Source organism: Bradyrhizobium sp. LA6.1, from assembly GCF_040547805.1.
Taxonomy (GTDB): domain Bacteria; phylum Pseudomonadota; class Alphaproteobacteria; order Rhizobiales; family Xanthobacteraceae; genus Bradyrhizobium; species Bradyrhizobium barranii.
Window position 1 is genome coordinate 102,201 of the sequence record NZ_JBEPQK010000002.1, and the last position, 24,155, is coordinate 126,355.

The 24,155-nt window shown below is 64.4% G+C and carries 24 protein-coding genes; 12 read left to right on the forward strand and 12 right to left on the reverse strand.

Annotated elements, in window-relative coordinates; genetic code table 11:
* The 5 genes from ABIB99_RS04045 to ABIB99_RS04065 all read left to right on the forward strand — a co-directional run bounded on the left by ABIB99_RS04045 (position 1) and on the right by ABIB99_RS04065 (position 6,262).
* On the forward strand, positions 1-1,356 hold the full coding sequence (locus ABIB99_RS04045; RefSeq protein WP_038957543.1) for a hypothetical protein: 1,356 nt from the start codon (positions 1-3) through the stop codon (positions 1,354-1,356).
* A gap of 62 nt (positions 1,357-1,418) precedes the next feature.
* The gene (gene metK / locus ABIB99_RS04050; protein WP_071912054.1) at positions 1,419-2,615 is read left to right on the forward strand and encodes a methionine adenosyltransferase; all 1,197 of its coding nucleotides are present in this window, start codon (positions 1,419-1,421) and stop codon (positions 2,613-2,615) included.
* A 126-nt stretch (positions 2,616-2,741) separates the two neighbouring features.
* Positions 2,742-4,163 (forward strand): adenosylhomocysteinase, encoded by a 1,422-nt coding sequence (gene ahcY, locus ABIB99_RS04055; protein WP_063982186.1) that lies wholly within the window; start codon positions 2,742-2,744, stop codon positions 4,161-4,163.
* Positions 4,164-4,326: 163 nt separating this feature from the next.
* Positions 4,327-4,746, forward strand: coding sequence for a nuclear transport factor 2 family protein (locus tag ABIB99_RS04060; protein ID WP_028151994.1), 420 nt, complete (start codon positions 4,327-4,329; stop codon positions 4,744-4,746).
* A gap of 49 nt (positions 4,747-4,795) precedes the next feature.
* Positions 4,796-6,262, forward strand: coding sequence for a flavin-containing monooxygenase (locus ABIB99_RS04065; protein ID WP_354174919.1), 1,467 nt, complete (start codon positions 4,796-4,798; stop codon positions 6,260-6,262).
* A gap of 17 nt (positions 6,263-6,279) precedes the next feature.
* Here the strand turns inward: ABIB99_RS04065 and ABIB99_RS04070 are convergent, their stop codons facing one another.
* Genes ABIB99_RS04070 through ABIB99_RS04080 form a run of 3 tightly spaced genes read right to left on the reverse strand, consistent with a single transcriptional unit; the run spans position 6,280 to position 8,514 of the window.
* Entirely contained in the window at positions 6,280-7,521 is a 1,242-nt protein-coding gene (locus ABIB99_RS04070; RefSeq protein WP_354174920.1) for a YbfB/YjiJ family MFS transporter, read from the reverse strand.
* A gap of 30 nt (positions 7,522-7,551) precedes the next feature.
* A complete protein-coding gene (locus tag ABIB99_RS04075) occupies positions 7,552-7,788 on the reverse strand; it encodes a tautomerase family protein (RefSeq protein WP_354174921.1) in 237 nt (78 codons plus the stop codon).
* Positions 7,789-7,803: 15 nt separating this feature from the next.
* Positions 7,804-8,514, reverse strand: coding sequence for an SDR family NAD(P)-dependent oxidoreductase (locus ABIB99_RS04080; RefSeq protein WP_354174922.1), 711 nt, complete (start codon positions 8,512-8,514; stop codon positions 7,804-7,806).
* Between the two features lie 213 nt (positions 8,515-8,727).
* Here ABIB99_RS04080 and ABIB99_RS04085 point away from each other — a divergent pair, with 213 nt between their 5' ends.
* Both ABIB99_RS04085 and ABIB99_RS04090 read left to right on the forward strand, forming a co-directional pair.
* On the forward strand, positions 8,728-9,651 hold the full coding sequence (locus ABIB99_RS04085; RefSeq protein WP_166099557.1) for a LysR family transcriptional regulator: 924 nt from the start codon (positions 8,728-8,730) through the stop codon (positions 9,649-9,651).
* 152 nt (positions 9,652-9,803) lie between these two features.
* Positions 9,804-9,959 carry a hypothetical protein gene (locus tag ABIB99_RS04090; protein WP_014493894.1) on the forward strand — a complete coding sequence of 52 codons (156 nt, stop codon included), beginning with the start codon at positions 9,804-9,806 and terminating at the stop codon, positions 9,957-9,959.
* A 16-nt stretch (positions 9,960-9,975) separates the two neighbouring features.
* On the opposite strand, the gene ABIB99_RS04095 is transcribed toward ABIB99_RS04090, so the two are convergent.
* Entirely contained in the window at positions 9,976-10,596 is a 621-nt protein-coding gene (locus tag ABIB99_RS04095) for a hypothetical protein (protein WP_354174923.1), read from the reverse strand.
* A gap of 233 nt (positions 10,597-10,829) precedes the next feature.
* Between ABIB99_RS04095 and ABIB99_RS04100 the strand changes: the two genes are divergently transcribed.
* Positions 10,830-11,759 (forward strand): aspartyl/asparaginyl beta-hydroxylase domain-containing protein, encoded by a 930-nt coding sequence (locus ABIB99_RS04100; RefSeq protein ID WP_354095683.1) that lies wholly within the window; start codon positions 10,830-10,832, stop codon positions 11,757-11,759.
* Between the two features lie 64 nt (positions 11,760-11,823).
* Here the strand turns inward: ABIB99_RS04100 and ABIB99_RS04105 are convergent, their stop codons facing one another.
* Complete coding sequence (locus ABIB99_RS04105) at positions 11,824-12,651, reverse strand: amino acid kinase family protein (RefSeq protein ID WP_354174924.1); 828 nt, start codon at positions 12,649-12,651, stop codon at positions 11,824-11,826.
* A 13-nt stretch (positions 12,652-12,664) separates the two neighbouring features.
* Positions 12,665-13,477, reverse strand: coding sequence for an amino acid kinase family protein (locus ABIB99_RS04110; RefSeq protein ID WP_354174925.1), 813 nt, complete (start codon positions 13,475-13,477; stop codon positions 12,665-12,667).
* Positions 13,478-13,608: 131 nt separating this feature from the next.
* Here ABIB99_RS04110 and ABIB99_RS04115 point away from each other — a divergent pair, with 131 nt between their 5' ends.
* Complete coding sequence (locus ABIB99_RS04115) at positions 13,609-14,067, forward strand: YybH family protein (RefSeq protein WP_354174926.1); 459 nt, start codon at positions 13,609-13,611, stop codon at positions 14,065-14,067.
* 57 nt (positions 14,068-14,124) lie between these two features.
* Here ABIB99_RS04115 and ABIB99_RS04120 read toward each other — a convergent pair whose 3' ends face one another.
* The 3 genes from ABIB99_RS04120 to galE all read right to left on the reverse strand — a co-directional run bounded on the left by ABIB99_RS04120 (position 14,125) and on the right by galE (position 17,798).
* Entirely contained in the window at positions 14,125-14,826 is a 702-nt protein-coding gene (locus tag ABIB99_RS04120; RefSeq protein WP_354174927.1) for a fumarylacetoacetate hydrolase family protein, read from the reverse strand.
* Between the two features lie 37 nt (positions 14,827-14,863).
* Positions 14,864-16,666 carry an ABC transporter ATP-binding protein gene (locus ABIB99_RS04125; RefSeq protein ID WP_354112727.1) on the reverse strand — a complete coding sequence of 601 codons (1,803 nt, stop codon included), beginning with the start codon at positions 16,664-16,666 and terminating at the stop codon, positions 14,864-14,866.
* 118 nt (positions 16,667-16,784) lie between these two features.
* Complete coding sequence (galE, locus tag ABIB99_RS04130) at positions 16,785-17,798, reverse strand: UDP-glucose 4-epimerase GalE (protein ID WP_028153516.1); 1,014 nt, start codon at positions 17,796-17,798, stop codon at positions 16,785-16,787.
* Positions 17,799-17,924: 126 nt separating this feature from the next.
* Between galE and ABIB99_RS04135 the strand changes: the two genes are divergently transcribed.
* Positions 17,925-18,962 (forward strand): glycosyltransferase family 4 protein, encoded by a 1,038-nt coding sequence (locus ABIB99_RS04135; protein ID WP_354174928.1) that lies wholly within the window; start codon positions 17,925-17,927, stop codon positions 18,960-18,962.
* Between the two features lie 219 nt (positions 18,963-19,181).
* Here ABIB99_RS04135 and ABIB99_RS04140 read toward each other — a convergent pair whose 3' ends face one another.
* The 3 genes from ABIB99_RS04140 to waaF form a co-directional block, all read right to left on the reverse strand.
* The gene (locus ABIB99_RS04140) at positions 19,182-19,580 is read right to left on the reverse strand and encodes a hypothetical protein (RefSeq protein ID WP_028153514.1); all 399 of its coding nucleotides are present in this window, start codon (positions 19,578-19,580) and stop codon (positions 19,182-19,184) included.
* Between the two features lie 282 nt (positions 19,581-19,862).
* On the reverse strand, positions 19,863-20,162 hold the full coding sequence (locus ABIB99_RS04145; protein WP_028153513.1) for a hypothetical protein: 300 nt from the start codon (positions 20,160-20,162) through the stop codon (positions 19,863-19,865).
* Positions 20,163-20,416: 254 nt separating this feature from the next.
* Positions 20,417-21,466 carry a lipopolysaccharide heptosyltransferase II gene (gene waaF / locus ABIB99_RS04150; protein ID WP_354174929.1) on the reverse strand — a complete coding sequence of 350 codons (1,050 nt, stop codon included), beginning with the start codon at positions 21,464-21,466 and terminating at the stop codon, positions 20,417-20,419.
* Positions 21,467-21,640: 174 nt separating this feature from the next.
* Between waaF and rfaD the strand changes: the two genes are divergently transcribed.
* On the forward strand, positions 21,641-22,621 hold the full coding sequence (rfaD, locus tag ABIB99_RS04155) for an ADP-glyceromanno-heptose 6-epimerase (RefSeq protein ID WP_282523653.1): 981 nt from the start codon (positions 21,641-21,643) through the stop codon (positions 22,619-22,621).
* 13 nt (positions 22,622-22,634) lie between these two features.
* Positions 22,635-24,119 carry a D-glycero-beta-D-manno-heptose-7-phosphate kinase gene (gene rfaE1 / locus ABIB99_RS04160; protein ID WP_354174930.1) on the forward strand — a complete coding sequence of 495 codons (1,485 nt, stop codon included), beginning with the start codon at positions 22,635-22,637 and terminating at the stop codon, positions 24,117-24,119.
* Positions 24,120-24,155: the final 36 nt, after the last annotated feature.

Here is a 24,155-nt window from a genome sequence, read left to right on the forward strand (position 1 = left end):
ATGAAGAACGACGAAATCCTTAGCCAAATCACCGAGTTCTGCCGCAAGGCGGACATGGCGGAATCGACGTTTGGCCGGCGCGCGGTGAACGATGGGAAGCTGGTCCATCGCCTGCGCGAGGGAAAGCGCATCACGATCGACACGCTGGAGCGGATCCAGGCCTATATCGCCGCATCGACGACTGGCGGTCTGCCGCCGCCGCGGGGGCTCCAGGTGCCCCCGGAAAAACGCGATCCGCGCGGCAATTTCCGTTTCTTCGAGAACCGGCAAAAATACCTGCTGTTCGTCCATACCTGCAGCGAGAAGCGGGTGGTCGCCGAGCGCGTCGCGCTGGAGCTCGCCAGCATCCATCCGCGTCCGCCGGCGCTGCGTATCTTCGACGCGGGGGTCGGCGACGGCACGGTGCTGGCCCGGGTGCTGCGCGCAACGCACCAGCGCTACCCGCACATGCCGTTCTACGTCGCCGGCAAGGAGCTCAGCCTCGAGGACTTGCGGCTGACGCTGGAGAGGGTCCCGGACCGCATTTTCGAGCATCCGGCGTCGGTGTTCGTGTTCACCAACATGTTCTACTCCGAGGCGCCCTGGCTCACGCCGGCATCGCCTGCGGCGGCGGCCGCCACCGTCTGGCACGAGGTTCCGTTACGGGGCGCCTCGTCAGGCGAGTTCGAGCAGCAGATCGCCGAGTTGAGGCCGTTCCTGGAGCAGAACTGGCGCGCCGCGATCAGCCCACGCACGGCCATGCCGCTCTACGAGCGGCCCGTCGTCCTGGTGCTCTACCGCGAGGACCACAGGTTCCTGCTGGATTCGACCATTCCGCGGCCGGGCCAGACCGAGGCCAATTTCGACCTGGTCATTGCATCCCAGCCCTACCGCGCCCTGTCCTCGGTCAATTTCCGGGCAAAGCGGATCATTGCACCGCTGGCGCGGGCGCTTCGGCCGGGCGGGCGGCTGATCGGAATCCACTCCCACGGTCACGATCCCGGCATGGAAATGATCCAGGCGATCTGGCCTGGAGAAAATCCTTTCGCGGTCAGCCGTCATGAGCTATTGCGCGCCGTGAAGTACGAGCTTGGGTCGTTGGGCCGGGACCTAAATTTTAATGCTTATGCGGACAACCGTTCGATCTTCAGGTATGATATGGAAGCGCTGCCCAACGAGGTGACGGGTACCATCGGAACCTCGACGGCCTTTGCAGCGTGGAATGCGGCGGTGTATGTGGCGCAGATCGAGGACGACCGATTGACAGAAATGACTCAAAACGGCCGCACTCTGGATGCCGCCCGGGACGTGCTGCGGAAGTACAACGGGCTCTGGTTTCTCGACGAGTCCTACGTCATCTCGCGACGGCGTGATTGACATAATCCAAGGTTAAACATCGCAAACGCCCGCCAGGTTAACGGCGGAACAAGGGGTTACTGATGCGCGCGTCCTATCTCTTCACCAGCGAATCCGTGTCCGAGGGTCATCCCGACAAGGTCTGTGACCGGATCTCCGATGAAATCGTCGATCTGTTCTACCGCGAAGGGCCGAAGGCTGGCATCGATCCGTGGCAGATCCGTGCGGCCTGCGAGACGCTCGCGACCACCAACAAGGTGGTGATCGCCGGCGAGACCCGCGGTCCCGCATCCGTCACCAACGAGCAGATCGAAGGCGTCGTGCGCGCCGCGATCAAGGACATCGGTTACGAGCAGGACGGCTTCCACTGGGAGAAGGCCGACATCGAGATCCTGCTGCATCCGCAGTCGGCCGACATCGCGCAGGGCGTCGATGCGCTGCAGCCGGGCGAGGTCAAGGAAGAGGGCGCGGGCGACCAGGGCATCATGTTCGGTTACGCCACCAACGAGACGCCTGATCTGATGCCGGCGCCGATCTTCTACGCCCACAAGATCCTGCGCCTCATCTCGGAAGCGCGTCACTCCGGCCGCGAGAAGGTGCTGGGTCCGGACTCCAAGAGCCAGGTCACCGTGCAGTACGAGAACGGCAAGCCGGTCGGCGTGCGCGAGATCGTCGTGTCGCACCAGCATCTGGTCGAGGACATCTCGTCGAAGCAGATCCGCGACATCGTCGAGCCCTATGTCCGCGAGGCGCTGCCGAAGGACTGGATCACGCCGAAGACCATCTGGCACATCAATCCAACCGGCAAGTTCTACATCGGCGGTCCGGACGGCGATTCCGGCCTGACCGGCCGCAAGATCATCGTCGACACCTACGGCGGCGCGGCCCCGCATGGCGGCGGTGCGTTCTCCGGCAAGGATCCGACCAAGGTCGACCGTTCGGCGGCTTACGCGGCGCGCTACGTCGCCAAGAACATCGTTGCCGCCGGTCTCGCCGATCGCTGCACCCTCCAGCTCGCCTACGCCATCGGCGTCGCGCGTCCGCTGTCGATCTACATCGACACCCACGGCACCGGTAAGGTGTCGGAGGACGAACTCGAGAAGGCCGCCGCCAAGGCGATGGATCTCACCCCGCGCGGCATCCGCAGCCATCTCGACCTCAACCGTCCGATTTATGCGCGCACCTCGGCCTACGGCCATTTCGGCCGCACGCCCGACAACGAGGGCGGCTTCTCCTGGGAGAAGACCGATCTCGTCGAAGCGCTCAAGCGCGCAGTCTAAGTACCAACGTCATTCCGGGGCGCCGCGACAGCGGCGAACCCGGGATCCTTATCCATCATGTCGAGATTCCGGGTTCGCCTTTCCAGGGCGGCCCGGAACGACCAATTCAACAACAGGACCTCCGCTATGAATGCGAAGCCCGGCTTCACCGACTACATCGTCAAGGACATTTCGCTGGCCGACTTCGGCCGCAAGGAACTCTCGCTGGCCGAGACCGAGATGCCCGGCCTGATGGCCACCCGCGAGGAGTTCGGCCCGAAGCAGCCGCTGAAGGGCGCGCGCATCGCCGGCTCGCTGCACATGACGATCCAGACCGGCGTGCTGATCGAGACGCTGGCAGCCCTCGGCGCCGACATTCGCTGGGTCTCCTGCAACATCTATTCGACGCAGGACCACGCTGCGGCCGCGATCGCCGCCGCCGGCATTCCGGTGTTCGCCGTTAAGGGCGAGACGCTGGCCGAATACTGGGACTACACCGCAAAACTGTTCGACTGGCACGGCGGCGGTCACCCGAACATGATCCTCGATGACGGCGGCGACGCCACCATGTACGTCCATCTCGGTCTGCGCGCCGAGAACGGCGACACCGCCTTCCTCGACAAGCCCGGCTCCGAGGAAGAGGAAGTCTTCTTCGCGCTCCTGAAGAAGCAGCTCAAGGAAAAGCCGAAGGGCTACTTCGCCGAGATCGCCAAGAGCATCAAGGGCGTTTCCGAAGAGACCACCACGGGCGTGCATCGTCTCTATGACATGCAGAAGGCCGGCACGCTGCTGTGGCCGGCGATCAACGTCAACGACAGCGTCACCAAGTCGAAGTTCGACAACCTCTATGGCTGCCGTGAATCGCTGGTCGACGGCATCCGTCGCGGCACCGACGTGATGATGTCGGGCAAGGTCGCGATGGTCGCGGGCTTCGGCGACGTCGGCAAGGGCTCGGCCGCATCGCTGCGCCAGGCCGGCTGCCGCGTGATGGTGTCGGAAGTCGATCCGATCTGCGCGCTGCAGGCCGCGATGGAAGGCTACGAGGTCGTGACCATGGAGGACGCCGCCCCGCGCGCCGACATCTTCGTCACCGCGACCGGCAACAAGGACATCATCACGATCGAGCACATGCGCGCGATGAAGGATCGCGCCATCGTCTGCAACATCGGCCACTTCGACAACGAGATCCAGATCGCGGGTCTGCGTAACCTGAAGTGGACCAACATCAAGCCGCAGGTCGACGAGATCGAATTCCCCGACAAGCACCGCATCATCATGCTGTCGGAAGGCCGCCTCGTGAACCTCGGCAACGCGATGGGTCATCCGTCCTTCGTGATGTCGGCCTCCTTCACCAACCAGACGCTGGCGCAGATCGAGCTGTTCGCCAACAACAAGGACGGCAAGTACAAGAAGGAAGTGTACGTGCTGCCGAAGTCGCTGGACGAGAAGGTCGCGCGCCTGCACCTCGCCAAGATCGGCGTCAAGCTCACCGAGCTGCGCAAGGACCAGGCCGACTACATCGGTGTGAAGCAAGAAGGTCCGTACAAGTCGGACCACTACCGCTACTGAGATCGCATCCAGCTGCGACACGAAGGCCCCGGAGCGATCCGGGGCCTTTTTTTGTAGACTCATTGTGCTACGCTCGGAGGTAGAGCCAAAACAAGCCCGCCACTTCTGAAGCGGGTGGCCGCGTTTCCCACGTTCATTGTCAAATGCATATGGAGGGAATGCGATGTCCAGCGAAGCCAACGTTCAGTTGCTCAAAGAAGCCTATCGTCGGTGGAACGACAGCAAAGGCGGGAGCGTCGACTATTGGTTCGACAGCGTCATCGGCCCGCAGATCAAATTCGACTCGCTTCCGCAGGGGGCTCCGGCGGTGCCCTTTGCCAAGTGTTATGACGACCGCGCGCAGCTGCGTGGCTATTTCGACGGTCTGCTGGCTGACTGGAGCATGCAGCACTACACCATGAATGAATACGTCGCGCAGGGCGACGCTGTTTTTGCGCGCGGCTCATGTGCCTGGACCAACAAAAGGACCGGGAAGATCGCTGAGACCCCGAAGGTCGATTTCTGGCGTTTCAAGGATGGCAAGGCAGTGGAATTCTACGAGTATTTCGACACAGCCCTTGTCTACGGCGCTGCCACCGCCTGACGGTTGCAATTCGGCACGGTGTCGCCCATCCTGTGCCGGGGAGAACGCCATGGCTAAAGCCGCAGAACATTTCGACGTCCTGATCGTCGGAGCCGGCCTGTCCGGCATCGGCGCGGGATATCATCTTCAGGGCAAGTGCCCGGACAAGAGCTACGTCATCCTCGAAGGCCGCGACTGTATCGGCGGCACCTGGGACCTGTTCCGCTATCCCGGCGTCCGCTCCGACAGCGACATGTTCACGCTCGGCTATTCGTTCAAGCCGTGGACCGATCCGAAGGCGATCGCGGACGGGCCGCAGATCCTCGACTATGTGCGCGAGACTGCGGCCGAGAACGGCATCGACAGGCACATCCGCTTCCATCATCGCGTCAAGCGCGCGTCGTGGTCGACGAGTGAAGCGCGCTGGACGATCGAGGTGGAACGTATGTCGCGTGAAGGCGCGACCGAGCTTGTGCGCTTCACCTGCAATTTCCTGTTCATGTGCTCGGGCTATTACAAATACGAGGCGGGCTATACGCCGGAGTTCGCGGGCGTGGCGGATTTCGCCGGCCGCATCGTGCATCCGCAGAAATGGACCGAGGACATCGACTACGCGGGAAAACGCGTCGTCGTGATCGGCTCGGGCGCAACCGCAGTGACGCTGGTGCCGGAGCTCGCCAAGAAGGCGGCGCAGGTCACCATGCTCCAGCGCTCGCCGACCTATGTGGTGTCGCGTCCTGCGCAGGACCCCGTGGCCAACAAATTGCGCCGCAATCTGCCGACGCGGCTTGCCTATCATGTCATCCGCTGGCGCAACGTGATGTGGGGGATGTTCTTCTTCCAGCTCAGCCGGCGCCGGCCTGCCAAGGTGAAGGAGCTGGTGCTCAAGGGGGTGCAGATGGCGCTCGGCCCCGACTACGACGTCGCGACCCATTTCACGCCGCGCTACAATCCCTGGGACCAGCGGCTGTGCCTCGTGCCGGACGGCGACCTGTTCAAGGCGATCCGCGAGCAGCGCGCCGCCGTCGTCACCAACGAGATCGACACCTTTACGCGCGACGGCATTCGCCTGAAGGATGGCCGCGAGCTTGCGGCCGACATCATCGTCACCGCGACGGGGCTGGTGCTCCAGGTCGTCGGCGGTCTCGAAATCAGCGTCGACGGCCGCGCCGTCGATTTCGCCAACACGCTGACCTACAAGGGCATGATGTATGCCGACGTGCCGAACATGGCGTCGGCCTTCGGCTACACCAACGCGTCCTGGACGCTGAAATGCGATCTCACCTGCGAATATGTCTGCCGGCTCATCAACTACATGGACCGGCATAATTTCCGGCAATGCATGCCGCACAATGACGACCCTGAAATCACCGCGCAGCCGTCGCTCGATTTCACCTCGGGCTATGTGCAGCGCTCGGTCGCGAAGATGCCAAAGCAGGGCTCGAAGCAGCCATGGCGGCTGTACCAGAACTACGCGCTCGACATCGTCACGTTGCGATTCGGCCGGATCGACGACGGCGTGATGCAGTATTCCTGATCACGCCGCCACCTGCTTTATGCCTTGCGCGTGGTGAGCGCGAGCCCAAGATCGATCGCAAGCGCGAGCACCACGGCGGCGCCGCCAAGTCCGAACAGGACCAGATAGTCGCCACCGGTCTGCGCGTAGATCCAGGAGAAGCCGTAGGCGGCCGCTGCCTGGAACAGCGCGAAGCTCGTGGTGGCGTGGCTCCATGTCGCGCGCTGCTGCTCGGTCGAGTGCGGCACGAGCTCGTGGATACGCCCGAGCACGAGTGGCACAATACCAGGGGTGAAGCCGCCGACCACCACGCTCGATACGATCAGCGAAACCGGCGCGGTGCTGACGGTAGGTAGCAGCACGGCGGCCGCCTCGATCAGGAACGCGGCGCGCAAGGCCGGTCCGAATCCCGAGCGGTCACCGAGATGGCCGGTAACGAGCGGGCCGACGATGGCGCCGAGACCGTACAGCACCCAGTAGCGCGAGCCCGCCGCAATGCCCTGGCCGAGGCCACGCGCCACGAAGTCGACGATGAAGACCATGTGCGGCACCAGCGCCACCGCGTTGAGGCCATACTGGACCAGAAGCGCGCGCACGGCGGGCGAGGCCTGATGGGACTTCGCGTGATGCGAAGGCGCGGCATCGCGCTTGGCCTCCGCGGGCCAGTTCCACCAGCTCGCGAGCGTGAGCACGGCGGAGAGCACGCCGAGGCCGTACCAGCTCTGCTGCAAGCCCTGTTGAAGGAGCAACGGCACCAGCGTGCCCGATGCAGCGACGCCAAGGCCTACGCCGGCAAAGATCACGCCGCCGACGATGCCGCGCCTCGCGGCCGATACGTGCGGCAGAATGACGGAGGCCGCCAGCACCATGATGATTCCGCCGGTGAGGCCCGACAGAAAGCGCCAGGCGAAAAACCAGGTGAACGACACCGGACTAGAGCTCGCGAAGAAGGAGAGGGTGGCAAGCAGCATCATCGCCCGCAGCGCGCGGACGGCGCCGATGCGGGTGGCCAGGGCGCGTGCGGCGAGCGCGCCGGCGAGGTAACCGGCGAGGTTGGCAGCGCCGAGATAAACGACCTCGGATGCGCTGAACCACTTTGCGGCGATCAGTGCCGGGATCAGCGGCGTGTAGGAAAAGCGGGCGAGGCCAAGCCCGACCAGTGATGCGGACAATCCCGCCACGGCGTACCGCCAAGCCTGCCGCGAAGTCGATTGCGATTCCGATCCCGGCCGCTGATGCGGCCGGGCGTGGTGCCCAGTGTTTGCATTGAGTTCGGTCATGTCATTCTCCTCCGCGCGGTCGCGCGCGGATCATCCTGTCTTTGCGGCGCGGCGGCGCCGGAAGTCCTGCACGGGCAGGCCGCCCCAGCCCCAATTGTCGGTGTCGACTTCCTCGATCACGACGAAGGTGGACTCGAGCGGCTTGCCGAGCACATCGAGCAGCAGCTGGCTCGATCCCCTGATCAGCGCCGCCTTCTCCTCCGCCGTGAGCGACGCCGCTCCCGGCGTCGTCCCTTCGCGGGTCACTTGAATGGTGACGATCGGCATGGTGTTTCTCCGCGCTCAGTGGCCGGCGCTCTGGCCGCCGTCGACGTGCAGGATCTCGCCGGTGACGAAGGAGGCACTCTCGAGATAGAGCACGGCGCCAACGATGTCGGACATCTCGCCCATGTGGCCGACCGGATGCAGCGCGCCGAGCTGGGCATGCGTCGCAACGGGATGCATCGGCGACTTGATGATGCCGGGCGCCACCGCGTTCACGCGGATGCCGCGCCTGGCGTATTCGATCGCGAGCGACTTGGTCGCGGCATTCAGTCCGCCCTTGCTCAGCGAGGCCAGCACCGACGGCACGTTCGAATTGGCCTGATCGGCCAGGGTGGTCGTGATCTGGACGACGTGACCCGAACCCTGCTTCTCCATCTCCGCAATGGCGAGCTGCGTGATGTGGAAAAAGCCTGCGACGTTGGTGCCCATCACCGCCGCATAGTCCTCTGCCGTGTACTGCGTGAACGGCTTTGCGACGAAGATGCCGGCATTGTTGACCAGCGTGTCGATGCGGCCAAAGCGCGCGACGGCCTGCGAGACCACACGTTCGGCGGTGGCCCGGTCGGCGATGTCGCCGGGAACGGCGAGGATGTCATCGTCGCCCGACGGCTTGATGGAGCGCGCCGTTGCGACGACGCGATAGTTGCGATCGCGAAAACCCTGGACCAGGGCGGCGCCGATGCCCTGCGATGCACCGGTGATGATGGCGACCTTCTGCTCGATACCCATGACGGACTCCTGTTGTTGGCTTTCAGAACCTGCGCCAGCAGCGGCTGGTTTGGATGCCGAGTTACGCCGCGGCGGCCCGGCTGCGAATACACGTTGTCCGGCAGACACTGTTACGTGGCGCGAACGAATGCCGGACCGGCCCGGGGCGGCGGTTGTCGCGGCGGGGGCGAACGCCTAGCTTGTCAATGGAATTTGATGGGGCGACGGGTAGGCATGGATCGTCTGGATGCGATGAAGGTGTTCGTCCTTGCGGTGGACGAGGGCAGCTTGGCCGCCGCAGGACGCAAGCTCGGCCGCTCGCCGGCTGCGGTCAGCCGCGCCATCGCCTTCCTGGAGGAGCGGGTCGGCGCCGAGCTGCTGCACCGGACGACGCGATCGATCAAGCTGAGCGAGGAGGGCGAGCGCTATGTTGCGATCTGCCGTCGCGTGCTCACCGAGCTGGAGGAGGCCGACGACATCGTGGCCGGACCGCGCACGGCGCCCCGCGGCCTGCTCGCGATCACGGCGCCGGTGGTCTCGGGCGAGATGGTGCTGCGGCCGATCCTCGATGCATTTCTCGATGCCTATCCGACGGTGTCGGCGAAGCTCCTGCTGTTCGACCGTTCGGTCAATCTGATCGAGGAGGGCGTCGACATCGCGCTTCGCATCGGGCCTCTCGCGGATTCGGCGATGGTGGCGATGCGGGTCGGCGAGATCAGCCGCGTCGTGGTGGCTGCGCCGCGCTACCTGAAGCAGCACCCGCGCATCGCTGAACCCGGCGATCTCGCCAAGCACCAGATCGTGGCGATGGCGCACCTGCCCAATTCCTGGACCTTTGCGCCACCGGCCGGCTCATCGGCAGCCAGGACAGTCCAGTTCACGCCGCGGCTCGTCGTCAACAGCACCTATGCGGCGGTGGCGTCCGCGGTCGCCGGGCGCGGCGTGGCGCGGATGTATTCGTACCAGGTGGCCGAGCAGGTCGCGCGCGGCGAGCTCGAGATCGTGCTGGCCGACGATGAGGATCCGGAGATGCCCGCGCATCTGATCTGCCCGCAGGGCCGGCTCGCGGTGCCGAAGGTACGGGCCTTCACCGACTTCGCCGTGCCCCGGCTGAAGAAGCACTTTGCGCAGCTCAAGAAGAGCCTCGGTGCACGCTAGGCATTGCGGCCGCACAGCGACTGCCAATGCGTTGTTTTGCGTATACGGCCGCCGGGCTGAATCGGCGATGGTTCCAGAACGGTTAACGCCGATTTAACGGATGAGTCCTAGCCTGTCTGGGCCGGGGTTACTCGCAGGCCGAGGTGAGCCCAATGGAAGCCCAGAAGATTGCGGTCGACGCCGTCGTCGCGCTGACCGATTGCGACCGCGACGCCGTCATCGCCTTCATCCGTCGGCTCTATCTCGCCGGCGTCACCGACCCGAAGCGCCTGACCTTCAAGGGTCTCCAGGCGCTGTCGCGGGCTTGATCGAACACAATCCAATCTACTTGATGGTCGGATCGCTGATCCGGATCGAGGTGACGCGGTCCTGCCGCACCTCGAATGAGAAGGGCCATGGCTCGTACGTCCAGAGCTCCGTTTTCTCCAGCCCGCTAGGCCCGACGTGGAATGGGCCGCCGAACTGCGCCATCAGTTTGTCGGTGCTGTCGCCGAGATTGACCCGGTTGAAGCTGTAGGCGGCGACCGGTGCCTCGCCGCTGATCTGGAGCGCAACGGTGCGGTTCGCTTTCACGATGGCGGCAAGATAGGGAAACTCGCCGGTCTTGCCGAGGAAGTAGACATAGGCCGTCGCGTTGTTCGGTTGCGGCAGTTTGCGGTGCGGCTCGCCGAGCACGGCCTTGAGTGCGGTCTCGGAGATGCCGACCCCAAGCGCGCCCATCCGCTGGCAGGCAAGGCTGAGAATATCGGGATCGGGCGGGGTGATGCGCTTACCGGCTTCGACCTTGCAGGCGAATGTCTGCCCGACGCGTAGCCACTGGCCGCGCAGCTCCGGATCCGGAGGCTTGCCGCCTTGGGGTGACGGCGAAGGGCCTTGGCCGTTCACGGGTGCGAATATTCCAAGCAGAACCAGCGCGAGCGCGGAGCCCGCCAACGACCGCCACATCCCCAAGACGCACCCCGATTTTCCAACCCTGGAACCAGGATAGCACGCCGCAAATCGACCGCAACGCGAGGATTGGCGGCGGGTCGGCTACGATTTCAAATTGTGCGCGGCACGGCCCAAGACGGCCCAATCACAACCTGCGGAACAGCCTCAGGATGCACGCCAATATCTTGCAGCTCGGGCCGGGTCGGAGTAGATCACGTCCCCGGCTGGGTCACTCGGGATTTGGGGAAATGCTGAAGCAGCTTTTTGCGCCGCAACTTGTCATTCTCTATGTGCTCGCGGCTTCGACCATTTACGTTCACTTCCGCGGCAAGCAGCGGCTGCGCTTCGCGCGCCAGCTCGGCGATCACTCGACCTATCTCGCGCCCTACAACGTGCTGATGTATGCGGGCTCGGCCGTGCCGAACAAGCCGGTGATCCCGGTCGAGCAGTTTCCGGAGCTGAAGCCGCTCAGCGAGAATTGGGAGACCATTCGCGACGAGGCGGTGCGCCTGTTCGACGAAGGCTTCATTCGGGCCGCCGCGAAGAACAACGATTGGGGCTTCTACTCGTTCTTCAAGAGCGGCTGGAAGCGGTTTTATCTGAAATGGTACGACGACTTCCTGCCGTCGGCGCGCACGCTGTGCCCGAAGACGGTGGAGCTGTTGAATTCGATCCCGAGCGTGCACGGCGCGATGTTCGCGATGCTGCCGCCGGGCGGCAAGCTTGGCGCGCACCGCGATCCCTTTGCCGGCTCGCTGCGTTATCACCTCGGCCTCGTCACGCCGAACTCGAACAAGTGCCGCATCCTCGTTGACGGCGTCGAATGCGTCTGGCGCGACGGCGAGGCCTTCATGTTCGACGAGACCTTCATCCACAGCGCGGAGAATGCGACCGACGTCAACCGCATCATCCTGTTCTGCGACGTCGAGCGCCCGATGAAGTACGGCTTCATGACCGCGATCAACCGCTGGGTCAGCCATCACATCGTCAAGGCCTCCGCGACGCAGAACGTGGACGGCGAGAGCGTCGGCGTGCTCAACAAGGTATTCGGCAAGCTCTACGAGATCCATCTCGGCAGCCGCAAGGTCAAGGAGTGGAACCGCAACGTCTACTACACGCTGAAATATTCGCTGACGGCGCTGATCCTCGGTCTCATCGTGATGTCGGCGCTGCGCTAATCCGCCCTACGAAAAACCCCGGAGCAGGCTCCGGGGTTTTGTTTTTGCGGACGTTGCTGCGGCCTCACACTGGCTTGGCGCCGGTGTTGATGATCGACCCCACATGCTGCCCGCGCAGCGCCGCGCTGATCCGACCCGGCACGAGACCGTTGACGACCTGCACGCGCGTGATGTGCCGCGCGTTGGCCATCACCTCGAGCAGTGCCGGATCGAACGGCAGCGTACCCTTCAGCTTCGCAAGCTCGGCAAAGCTCGTCTCTTTCAGCAGCTCGGCCTTCTTGCCATCCGCGCCATTGGGATCGGTCGTGTAGACGCCGTCGACGTCCTCCACGATCGTGAGCCCGGCAGCGCCAAGCGCGTCGGCGAGCAGGAAGGCGCCGGTATCGGCCCGATGCAGCGGGATGCGCGCGGTCGGGAATTCATGATGGTGGTAGGGCGGGAAGGCGCTGCCGACGACCGCGCGCGCGGCCGTGAGGTGAATGGCGAGCTGGCTCGCGATGGTCGGGTGCTCGACATAGGAGACACCCTCCGGCGCGAGCAGGCTCGCCAGGATATGTCCGTTCTGGCCGGCCTCGCTGGCGGCGAGTGGGGCGAGCGAGCCGACCGGCAGGCCGAGGTCGAGGCCGACGCTGTAGAGATGGCGGGCGCGGATGCCGGCGCCGGTCAGGATGAGCAGGCGATGCTCCGGCAAGAGCGACCGCAGCTCGTCGACGAGCGGGAGGATCGCTTCGTGACCGCGGTCCATGATGCGGCCGCCGATCTTTATGACGTGCAGCCAGGGCAGCAGCTTGATCGGACGGTTGCCGGCAACGGGGCGGGTGAGATCGCTGTCGAGCAGAGTCTGGCGCGCGAGCGGCGAGGCGACGTGCTTGATCTGGTTGGTATCAGCCATGACGGTGCTCTCTTCAGCTCGCGGTGATGATGGTGCCGACATGCTCGCCCGCAAGCGCGCGGGTGAGATTGCCGGGGACGAGGCCGTTGATGATCTGCACCTGCCGGACATGGCGCGCCGAGGTGAGGAGATCGAGCACCGGGAATTCCAGGATGGAGTCCTGCAGGCCCTTGGCCTTCATCTCCGCCACCGAGATTTTCGGGATGAAGGTGGCGTTCTTCGACGTCTTGGGGTTCGCGGTGTAGAGGCCGTTCTCGTCCTTCACATAGATCATCGCCTTGCAGCCGAACTGTTCGGCGACGAGGAAGCATCCGGCATCGGTGCGATAGGGCGGGATCACGCCCTCGGCCGCGGGCCGCATCCACAGGCTATAGGGCGGCATGCCGCTGAAGATCACGGCATTCACCTCGGCGAGGAATAGCGGAACTGACGAGAGCCCGGCGCTGGAGACGGCGGAGATGCCGTGCTTGGCCAGCAGCTGCCCGAGCATCGCGGCGTTCTGATCGGCGACGGAAGCCCCGAGCTGCGACAGCACGCCGGCCGGCAGCCGGAGCCCGGCGGCGATCGAATACAGATGCCGCGCACGGGTGCCGGCGCCGGTTCCGATCAGGAGCTTGTGCGCCTTGCGGGCGGCGACGATCTCCTCGACGATTGGATAGACCGCGGCACGGCCGCGATCGATCATGCTCTGGCCGCCGATCTTGATGACAGTTGCCTCGGGGAGGATGCGGAAGTCCGCTGCCTTCTCCGCTGCGGCCACAAGCTGTGGGTCGGTGAGCGAGCGTTGCATCAGCAGGCCCTCGAGCTCCGTGATCGTGTTCGACATCCGAGACATCCTCTCGTTTTCTGATGCAGTCTCTGCGGCGGACCCTTCAGCCTCGACCGCGAATCTTGCCGCACACTTCAGTCCATGGCAACAAGGTCGCCGCGATTTAGCGGCCAAACATGGAGCAGGCAATGGCCCCGTTGCCACTTGCGAACACCGAGATCGTGCAATTCTTCCGCGAGTGGCTGGATACCTTCTCAGGCTATGTCCGCGAGGTCGACTACGCTTCGGCGCGGCCGCTCTTTCATCCGGACGTGCTGGCCTTCGGCACGCACAACGATGTCATCCCCGACCTCGATCAATGGGTCTCGACGCAATGGAATAACGTCTGGCCGAAGACGACCGACTTCCGCTTCGTCCTCGACCAGGTCTCGATCCTGGCATCCCCCGACGGCACGATGGCGACGGTGGTCGCGCCGTGGACGAGCACGGGCTACCATCCCGATGGCAGCGCGTTTCCGCGCCCCGGCCGTGCGACGATGGTGTTTTCAAAAAATGGCGATGGCTGGCTGTGCGTGCATTCGCACATGTCGCTCAATCGCGGGGTGCCGCAGGCAAGCCATGCCAATCGGCCGGTGAAGGCCTGGTAGAAATGCAAAAGGCCCCGGACATGTCCGGGGCCTTTCGATTTCCAGATGTCGTTCAGCCTATTCCGGCTGGCCGATGCTCACCTTCAGCGTGCCGACGCCGTCGACGCCGCATTCGAGCTTGTCGCCCGGCTGGAGCTGCGACACGCCGGCCGGCGTGCCCGTCATGATGATGTCGCCGGCGGCGAGCTTCACCTGCTGGGAGAGCTGCCAGATGATCTCGGGCACGTTCCAGATCAGCTCGGTGAGATCGCCCTTCTGGGCTTCCTTGCCGTTGACCGTCAGCCAGATCTTGCCTTTGGCGGGATGGCCGATCTTCGAGGCCGGCTGCACTGCGGAGCAGGGGGCCGAGCCGTCGAACGACTTGCCGATCTCCCACGGACGCTCCTTCTTGCGCGAGGCGATCTGGAGGTCGCGGCGGGTGAGGTCGATGCCGACGGCATAGCCGTAGACATGGCCGAGGGCCTTGTCGGCGGGGATATTGAGGCCGCCGCTCTTCATCGCGACGATCAGCTCGACCTCGTGATGCAGATCCTTGGTCAGCGGCGGATAGGGAATGGTGGCGCCGTCGGGCACCAGCATGTCGGCGTGCTTGGCGAAGAAGAACGGCGGGGCGCGCTCGTCGTTGCCCATCTCACGGATGTGCTCGAGATAGTTGCGGCCGACGCACCAGATGCGGCGCACCGGGTAACGGCCGCTCTCTCCGACGACGGGAAGCGAAGCCTGGGGCGGAAGCGGGATGACGTAGGAGGCGGCGTTCATGGAGCGATCTCGCTGCTCTTGAGGTTGATGAGGAACTCTATGCGGTTGCGCTGATCGGCGCCAGAGCGCCGGCGTCGTGGTGTTGCAGGCGGAAGAACGAGGCGTAGCGACCGGAGCGGCGGAGCAATTCGTCGTGGCGGCCCTGTTCGACGATTTCGCCGCCCTCGACCACCAGGATCGCATCTGCGTGCATGATGGTGTGCAGGCGGTGCGCGATCACGATGGTGGTGCGGTTCTGGCAGAGATGCTCGATCGCCTCCTGCACCTGCCGCTCGGACTCGGAATCGAGCGCGGCGGTGGCTTCGTCCAGCAGGATGATCGGTGCGTTCTTGATCAGCGCGCGCGCCACCGCGATGCGCTGGCGCTGGCCACCGGAGAGCTGCGTGCCGTGCTCGCCGACCGGCGTGTCGTAGCCGAGCGGGAAGCTCATGATGAAATCATGCGCGCAGGCGGCTTTCGCCGCATCAACGATTTGCTCTTCGCTCGCGCCGGGCTTGCCGAAGGCAATGTTGCTGCGGATGGTGTCGCGGAACAGATACACGTCCTGGCCGACATAGGCGGTCTGCGCGCGCAGCGATTTGCGCGAGACCGCGCCGATCGACTGGCCGTCGATCACGATGTCGCCTTGCGTCACCTCGTAGAAGCGCAGCAGCAGCCCCAGCACGGTCGATTTGCCGCCGCCGGAGGGGCCGACCAGCGCGGTGACTTTTCCGGGCTCGGCAACGAAGGACATGCGGTTGAGGACGGTCTCGCCGGTCCGGTAGGAGAAGCTGACGTCGCGCAGCTCGATCTTCGCTTCGGACAGCTTCAGTGCTGGCTTGTCGTCGTCGGAATGCTCGCTCGCCGGGCTGTCGACCACTTCGAGCAGCATGCGCGCGCCGACGAGCTGGCTGTTGAGGTCGATGTTGAGCCGCGCCAGCCGCTTGGCCGGCTCGGTCGCCATCAGGAACGCGGTCATGAAGGAGAAGAACGCGCCGGGCGTGGCGTTGAGCGCGACCACGCTGTAGCCGCCGTAGAGCAGGCAGCCGGCAACCGCGAAGCCCCCGAGCATCTCCATCAGCGGGTTGGAACGGTTGGCGACGCGGGCCATCTTGTTGGCGTTGCGCTCGACGATCGCGATGTTCTCGTCGATGCGCTTCTGCATGGTGTCTTCGAGCGTGAATGCCTTCACCGTGCGGATGCCCTGGAGCGATTCTTGCATCGTCTCCAAGATGTCTGCGGTGCCGGTGAACTGGTTGAAGGCGAGGCCCTTGATGCGCTTGACCAGCTTGCGCAGCACCAGCATTGCCGGCGGCACCACGACGAGGCCGATGAACGACATCACCGGGTCTTGCCACACCATCACGCCGATCATGGCGAGCAGCATCATGAGGTCGCGCCCGACGGCGTTGACCAGCATGTTGAGCACGTCGGTGATGGATTTGGCGCCGGCGGTCAGCCGCGCCAGGAATTCAGACGAATGCCGTTCGGAGAAGAAGCCGACGCTCTCGCGCATCAGCTTGGCGAACAGCTGGCGCTGGTTGGTGGCGAGGATCGCGTTGGAGATCTTGGTCAGGATCACCATGTGGCCGTAGGTCGCTACGCCCTTGATGAACAGCAGGATCACCGTGATGCCCGAGAACATCGCGATGCCCGGGATGTTCTTGTCGACATAGGCCTGGTTGATGACCTGGCCGAGCACGTAGGTCGCGCCCGCGGTCGATCCGGCGGCAAGCGCCATCAGCGCGAAGGCGACGAGGTAACGCCGCCAGTAGATGATCCCCTGTTCCGTGACCAGGCGGCGAATCAGGATTGCCGCCGTATAGGGATCGTCGGTGATTTTCTTTGGAAACTGGGCCATCCGGTGTCCATTGACGGGGCAAGGAAAAGCCTGCCCGCGCGTCAGGGATCGAAGGGCCTCTGTGCCCGCTAAAGCTGCGCTTTTCAAGCCCAATTAAGGGCTTGCGCTGGGATGGAATCTAGGCCGAGACGGCGTGGCGGAGCTCGCCATGGCGCTCGCGGAACAGCTTGTCCTCCCAGGCCAGCGCGTGGGCCGCGATGGTCTCGAGGTCGTCGTATTGCGGCTTCCAGTCGAGCAGGCCGCGGATGCGGCTGGTGTCGGCGACCATGGTCATGATGTCGCCGGGCCGGCGCGGGGCGTATTGCACGGCGAAGCTGCGCCCCGAAACCCGGCGCACCGCGTCGATGGTTTCCAGCACCGAATAGCCGCGGCCATAGCCGCAATTGAGCGTGGTCGAGGCGCCGCCATTGCGTAGGTAAGCGAGTGCCGAGCGATGGGCCTGCGAGAGGTCCGAGACGTGGATGAAGTCGCGGATGCAGCTGCCGTCCTGGGTCGGATAGTCGGTGCCGAACACGTCGATCTTGGCACGCTGGCCGGTCGCGGCCTCGACCGCGATCTTGAGCAGATGCGTGGCGCCGACAGTGGCCAGCCCGATGCGCGCCTGCGGATCGGCGCCAGCGACGTTGAAATAGCGCAAGGTCACGTATTGCATGCCGTAGGCGGCGGCGACGTCGTGCAGCATGATCTCGGTCATCAGCTTCGACGAGCCGTAGGGCGACAGCGGCCGCGTCGGCGCGTGCTCGGGCACCGGTACCAGGTCCGGATTGCCGTAGACGGCCGCGGTCGAGGAGAAGATGAAACGGCTGATGCCGCGCTTGACGGCGACGTTGAGCAAATTGCGCGCGGTCATGAAGTTGTTGCGGTAGTAGCCGAGCGGATCGCGCATCGACTCCGGCACGACGACGGAGCCCGCGAAATGGATGATGCTCTCGATGTTGTGCTGGGCGATCACGCCTTCGACCAGGTTCTCGTCGCCGGCGTCGCCAATGAACAGCGGCACGCCCTCGGGCAGATAGGCCGAGAAACCGGTGGAGAGATCGTCGATCACGACGACGTCCTCGCCGGCTTCCGCCAGCGCCAGGACCGTGTGACTTCCGATATAGCCGGCGCCGCCGGTGACTAGCACAGTCATGATCTCACCCGTCTTCGATCAACGCGCCAAGTTAACGTTTGCGCGGTGAAGAGGGGGTTTCGGCAGCCCTGAACTGGTCACTATGCTTAATGTTGCGTATAGGGGGCTTCCGTAACGGAGCATGACGTGGCGAATTCCCCCGGCGATCTCGAAGTGATCGTGCCAAATCTGCACAGGCGCTATTCCGGGGTCACCGCGACCAACCGGATGGTGGCGCCACGGCTGGCAAAGCTCTATCGCGCGGCGTGGTTCGGCTCGGATGCGCCGGAGGGGATTTCGCGACTGAGCGCTGCCGATTTCCTCAAGCTATGGGGCCGCAAGACGCCATTGATCTGGCACGCGCGGCGCAACAACGAGATGATCGCGGGCGTCGTGCTGCGCGCGCTCGGCTGGCCATTGAAACTCGTGTTCACGTCGGCCGCGCAGCGCCATCACAGCTGGATCACGCGCTGGCTGATCCGGCGCATGGACGCGATCATCGCGACTTCAGACATCTCGGCCTCGTTCCTGAAGGTGAAGGCGACGGTGATCCCGCATGGCGTCGACACTGATGTCTATGCGCCGCCGCCAGATCGCGCCGTGGCCTTCGCGGAAGCCGCGCTGCCGGGCCGCTATGCGATCGGCTGCTTCGGCCGCGTGCGCGCGCAGAAGGGCACGGACGTGTTCGTCGATGCGATGTGCGGGCTGCTGCCGCGCTATCCGGATTTCACCGCAGTCATCGTCGGACAGGTCACGCCTGAGCAGACTCCCTTTGCGAACGATCTGAAGAAGCGGATCGAGGCCGCCGGCCTGCAGTCGCGCATCGTCATCACCGGTGAACTGCCGATCGGAGCGGTGCAGCGCTGGTATCAGCGGCTGACGATCTACGCCTTCACCTCGCGCAACGAAGGTTTTGGTTTGACGCTGATCGAGGCGATGGCGGCCGGCAGCGCGCTCGTCGCCGCGCGCGCCGGTGCGGCCGCGCTCGTTGTCGAGGACGGTTCGACAGGTGTGCTGATCCCGACCGGTGACGCTGATGCGTTGGCCGCCGCGCTCGAACCGCTGATGCGCGACCCGGACGCCGCGCTCGCCATGGGCGCGCGGGGGCGGGCACGGGTGCTGGCGAAGTTCAGCCTCGATGCCGAAGCGGCGCGGATCGGTGACGTTTATCGTCCGCTGCTCTGAACTGCCGTTTTCGCGACAGCAAACAAAAATCTCGAAAACAACCCCATGCAAAGTAGCCGGTGCCAGCGGAATCAACGGGTTGACGGCCGGTGCAATGCGTTGCGGATTTTACGAGGCCGTTTGACACGTCGGGCAAAACAGCGGCACGATGTCATCATCGGCCGCAGTTGCGATACCCGGATCATCCATCCAGGTTCCTTCAGACCGTCGCGGTCGACTTCACATTGGGCAGCGCACATACGGCATTTGCACTGGCACCGGCTCCTTGGAGCTGAGTGTGATATTATTCTCTCCGGAGAATGTCAGGTCGAATGCGACGTCTGAAATCGCGACGCCGTCCGAGCACGACGCGATTATTCGCATATTCGGCCCGTCATCGCGCAACGATTTGACCGTGCATTTTTCAAATGTGCCGGTTACTTGCCTTCCCTGGACGATTAAACCGCCCGCGTGGAGATCAGCATCTTTCTTGAAGGCAAGCCTGTTGTTCTCTTTCGTAAATATTTGGCCACAGGCCGAGGCGTCGATTGTCCAAGCTCCGTTCAAATCCGCAGCCTGAATCGAGGCCGATTGCGTCACGAGAAGTACCAACGTCACCAAAGGATTGAAGGTCCTCATGAAACTCTCCGACTAAATGGTCAATACTGCCAAATCAGCCTCTTCGACGCCGATGGGGGCGCAGCAAGACGCGCCCCTTCGTATCGGTCTTGAGCAGTATTTGGGTGCGGCGAACTGGCGAAGCTGTTGTTGATCTAAGTCAATAGGCTCTGCAGAGCGCTCGTCTGCTTGAGGCAAAGCGCAGCGTAGCGCGATGACGAGTGCGATCTGTCAGAGCTGGAAAGGCCGCCGCATTTGTCCGGCGGCCTCCGCGCTTGAGTGGCTTGCGGGGCGGCGCCCCAGCTAGAGATCGATGCTAACGGCGATGTTGCGGCCCTGTAGTTGGGAAATCTTCATTCCGTCAGCCTGCACTTGCGCGAACTCCGGGTCGTTTGCCACGGCTTCCTGCACTTTGCCGTAAACTTCCCAATTGGAATAGCGCGTCGCAACCAGCAACTCTCCTGCCCACTGGCCAGTGTGGAAGCGGGAGAGCCGAAGAAATTCGGCGCCGTGTTTCTCAAAGATTTTCTTCGCCTGCCTGACGATCTTGATCATTTCCTCGGGCTTGTCGGTCTTGAAGCGAGTGAATTGAACGATCGGCATGGGGCTACCTCCATAACTGTGTAAAATGTCCAAGAGGCATGTATCGAGCGACGTTTGAGGAGCGAACCTCTTGTTCGAATCTCGATGAAGATTCGTCTTTGTCGACGTGATCTTGGTTCAGCCCTCACAAGCGGCAGCGACGCAGCCTTATCCCGCGAATGAACTGACAACGTCACTGACTAAAGCTGGCGGACGGAAAGACCTGCTGTTGGATTCGCTGCCAGTTGCCCGACCAACGCATGGCGTCAATGAGTTCACACTCCGAGCACCCGCTGCGCGATCGCCACGACCTCGGAAGCCGCGATATCCCGCATGCAGCGGTGGTCGTTCATCTTGCAGATCGTGCTCTGGCAGGGCTGGCATGAGAGCACGCTCTTGTCCTGGACCACGGTCGCGGCGAGGCCGTTGAGGGGGGCCCAGAGATAGGGGCTGGTCGGGCCGAAGATGCCCATGGTGGGTGTGCCGAGCGCGGCTGCGATATGCATCAGGCCGGAATCATTGGAGATGGCGACGCCGGCCGCGGCCATGGCAAGGACGCCGTTGCGCAGATCGGTGCCGGTGAGGTCCCGCACGCCCGGACCGCCGGCGGCGACGATCTCCTGGGCGAGGCCCTTTTCGGCGGGGCCGCCAACCACCCAGACCTCCAGGCCGCGCTCGGCCAGCAGGCGGGCAGCCTCCGGATAGTAGGTCCAGCGCTTTGAGGCGCCGACTGAGCCGGGAGCCAGCGCGACCGCCGCCCCGTCGCTGAGGCCATTGGCCTGCCGCCAGCGGACGATGTCCTCGGCCGGGACCCGCAATTGCGGCACCGGCCATTCCGCGGGCAGGGGGGCGCCATCGGGTTGGGCCAGGGCGGCGTTCTTGTCGATAAAGCGGGGCAGCTTCTTCTCGCCCCAGCGCCAGCGGTTGAGCAGGCCGAACCGGAACTCGCCGACGAAGCCGACCCTTTCCGGAATCCTGGCCAGCGCGGGCGCGATGGCCGCCTTCCAGGTCCGGGGCAGCACCAGGGCTGTCCCGTAATTCCGCTCGCGCAGGAGCTTCGCCAGGCCGAACTGGCGGCCAACGGCGAGCCGGCTGCGCGGCAGGTCCCACACGATGCCATCGCGCACGCCGGGCATGTAGTCGACCAGGGGGGCGCAGAGGGAGGTGGTCAGGAGATCGACCGGCCGGTTGGGCCAGCGCTCGTTCAAGACCCGGACAACGGTGTGATTCCGGACGAAATCGCCGATCCACATATAGGGGATGATCAGGATCGGGCGTGTGTCGCTCAGATCTGCATCTCGACTAAATTGCGAATCTTGGTTCATTCGTTAATAGGACCGGGAACGCGCTGATGTGGCGGTTCGGTTACCCGCTCCGGACCTGCAGGTAAAGCCGGGACAGCGCCGACCCCAAAACCGCTTACACTTTGGCGGATCATGCGCTAGGGCAGGACCGGGCCGTGAAAATCGGGCAGGGCAAAACCTGGCAGGGTAGGTGGAATGTTGCTGGTGACCGGTGGGGCCGGTTTTATCGGATCGAATGTCGTCGCCGCGCTGAACGAGGTCGGTCGCAGCGATGTCGTCGTCTGCGATCTCCTCGGGACCGAGGGCAAGTGGCGAAACCTCGCCAAGCGCCAGCTTGTGGATATCGTCCCGCCGGCCGAGCTGCTCGACTGGCTGAAGGGCCGCAAGCTCGACGCCGTGATCCATCTCGGGGCGATTTCCGAGACCACCGCGACCGACGGCGACCTCGTGATCGAGACCAATTTTCGCCTGTCGATGCGCCTGCTGGACTGGTGCACGGCGGATGCGGTGCCGTTGATCTACGCCTCGTCGGCCGCGACCTATGGCGATGGTGCCGACGGCTTTGACGACGACGCCTCACCGCCCGCATTGAAGAAACTGCGGCCGATGAATCTCTACGGCTGGAGCAAGCACCTGTTCGATCTCGCCGTCGCCGAGCGCGTCGCGCGCGGCGAGAAGCTGCCGCCGCAATGGGCCGGACTGAAATTCTTCAACGTGTTCGGCCCCAACGAATACCACAAGGGCTCGATGATGAGCGTGCTGGCGCGCCGCTTCGATGATGTGAGGGCGGGCCGTGTCGTGCAGCTGTTCAAGTCGCACCGCGAGGGCATCGCCGACGGCGATCAGCGCCGCGATTTCATCTATGTCGACGACGTTGTCCGCGTCGTCATGTGGCTGCTGGCGACGCCGTCGGTGTCCGGTCTCTTCAACGTCGGCACCGGCAAGGCGCGCAGCTTCAGGGATCTGATGCTAGCTGCCTATGCCGCGCTCGGCACCAGGCCCAACATCGAATATGTCGACATGCCCGAGCAGATCCGCGGCAGCTATCAATACTTCACCCAGAGCGAGGTCGATCGCCTGCACCGCGCCGGCTATAACGGCGGCTTCACAACGCTCGAGGATGCGGTGAAAGCCTATGTCGGCGATTATCTCGACCGGCCAGACCGCTTCCGCTGAGGCTTCAAGGACCATGCCGACCCCCATTCTCGATTTCGACGCTCTCGCGCAAGCCATCTCAGGCCGTACGGTGCTGTGCATCGGCGACATCATGCTGGACGAGTTCGTCTATGGCGAGGTGTCGCGGATCTCTCCGGAAGCGCCGGCGCCTGTCATCGCCGCCCAGCGCAGCGAGATCCATATCGGCGGCGCTGGCAATGTCGTGCGCAATATCGCCTCCCTCGGGGCGCGCTGCATCTTCGTCGGCCTCGTCGGCGAGGACGATGCGGGCAAGCGGCTCGAAGCGGCACTTGCGGAGCATGCCGGCATCGAAAGCGCGCTGGTGTGCGATCCGTCGCGGCCGACCACGCGAAAAGTCCGCTTCGTCTCCGAGCATTTTTCCACGCATATGCTGCGCGCGGATTGGGAGCAGGCGGTGCCTGCCTCCGACGACATCGAGACCAGGCTGATCGACGCAATCCTGCCGCAGATCGCGCGCGCCGACATCGTGCTGCTCTCCGACTACGCCAAGGGCGTGCTGACCGCGCGCGTGATCCGCCACACCATCGACGCCGCGCGAACGCTCGGCAAGCCCGTGATCGTCGATCCCAAGAGCCTGAACTGGGCGATCTATCGCGGCGCCACGCTGCTCACGCCCAATCGGAAAGAATTTTCGGAGGCGACGCGCAGCCGCGCCGACACGCCGCAGAGCATCGTCGATGCCAGCGAGGACGTGATGCGGCTCGCCGATTGCGAGGCGATCCTGGTCACGCAAGGCGAGCACGGCATGACGCTGGTGCCGCGCAATGGCGAAGCCGTTCACGTTCCGGCTGTCCCCGTGAAGGTGCGCGACGTCTCCGGCGCCGGTGACACCGTCGCCGCCGCGCTTGCGGTGTCGCTCGCGGCGGGTGCGGATTGGGACACGGCGTTGCGGATGGCGAATGCTGCTGCTGCCGTCGCCGTCGGCAAGCAAGGCACGGCCAGCGTGAGCGCGGCCGAGCTGCGGCGGAAGATCCTGCCGCATGCTTATCTCGCGGCTGAGGAGAAGATCGTGCTCGAGCCGGATACGCTCGACGCACGGCTCGCGGAATGGCGCCGGCAGGACCTGCGCGTCGGCTTCACCAATGGCTGCTTCGACATCCTGCATCCCGGCCACGTCAAGGTATTGACCGCGGCGCGCGGAGCCTGCGATCGCCTGATCGTCGGCCTCAACAGCGATGCCTCGGTGCGGCGGCTGAAGGGCGCCGATCGCCCGGTTCAGGACGAACGGGCGCGTGCGGAAGTGCTCGCGGCGCTCGAAGCCGTCGATCTCGTCGTCATCTTCGAGGAGGATACGCCGATCGATTTGATCACCCGGATCAAGCCGAGCGCGCTGGTGAAGGGCGGCGACTACACCCGCGAGCAGGTGGTCGGCCACGAGGTCGTCGAAGCCGCCGGCGGAACCGTCGTGCTGGTCGACATCCTGCAGGGCTTCAGCACGACCGCGCTGGTCCATCGCGCGCGGGGAGGGGGCAAGTGACGGACCAAGCGACGACGCTCGCCCGGGAGACAACCG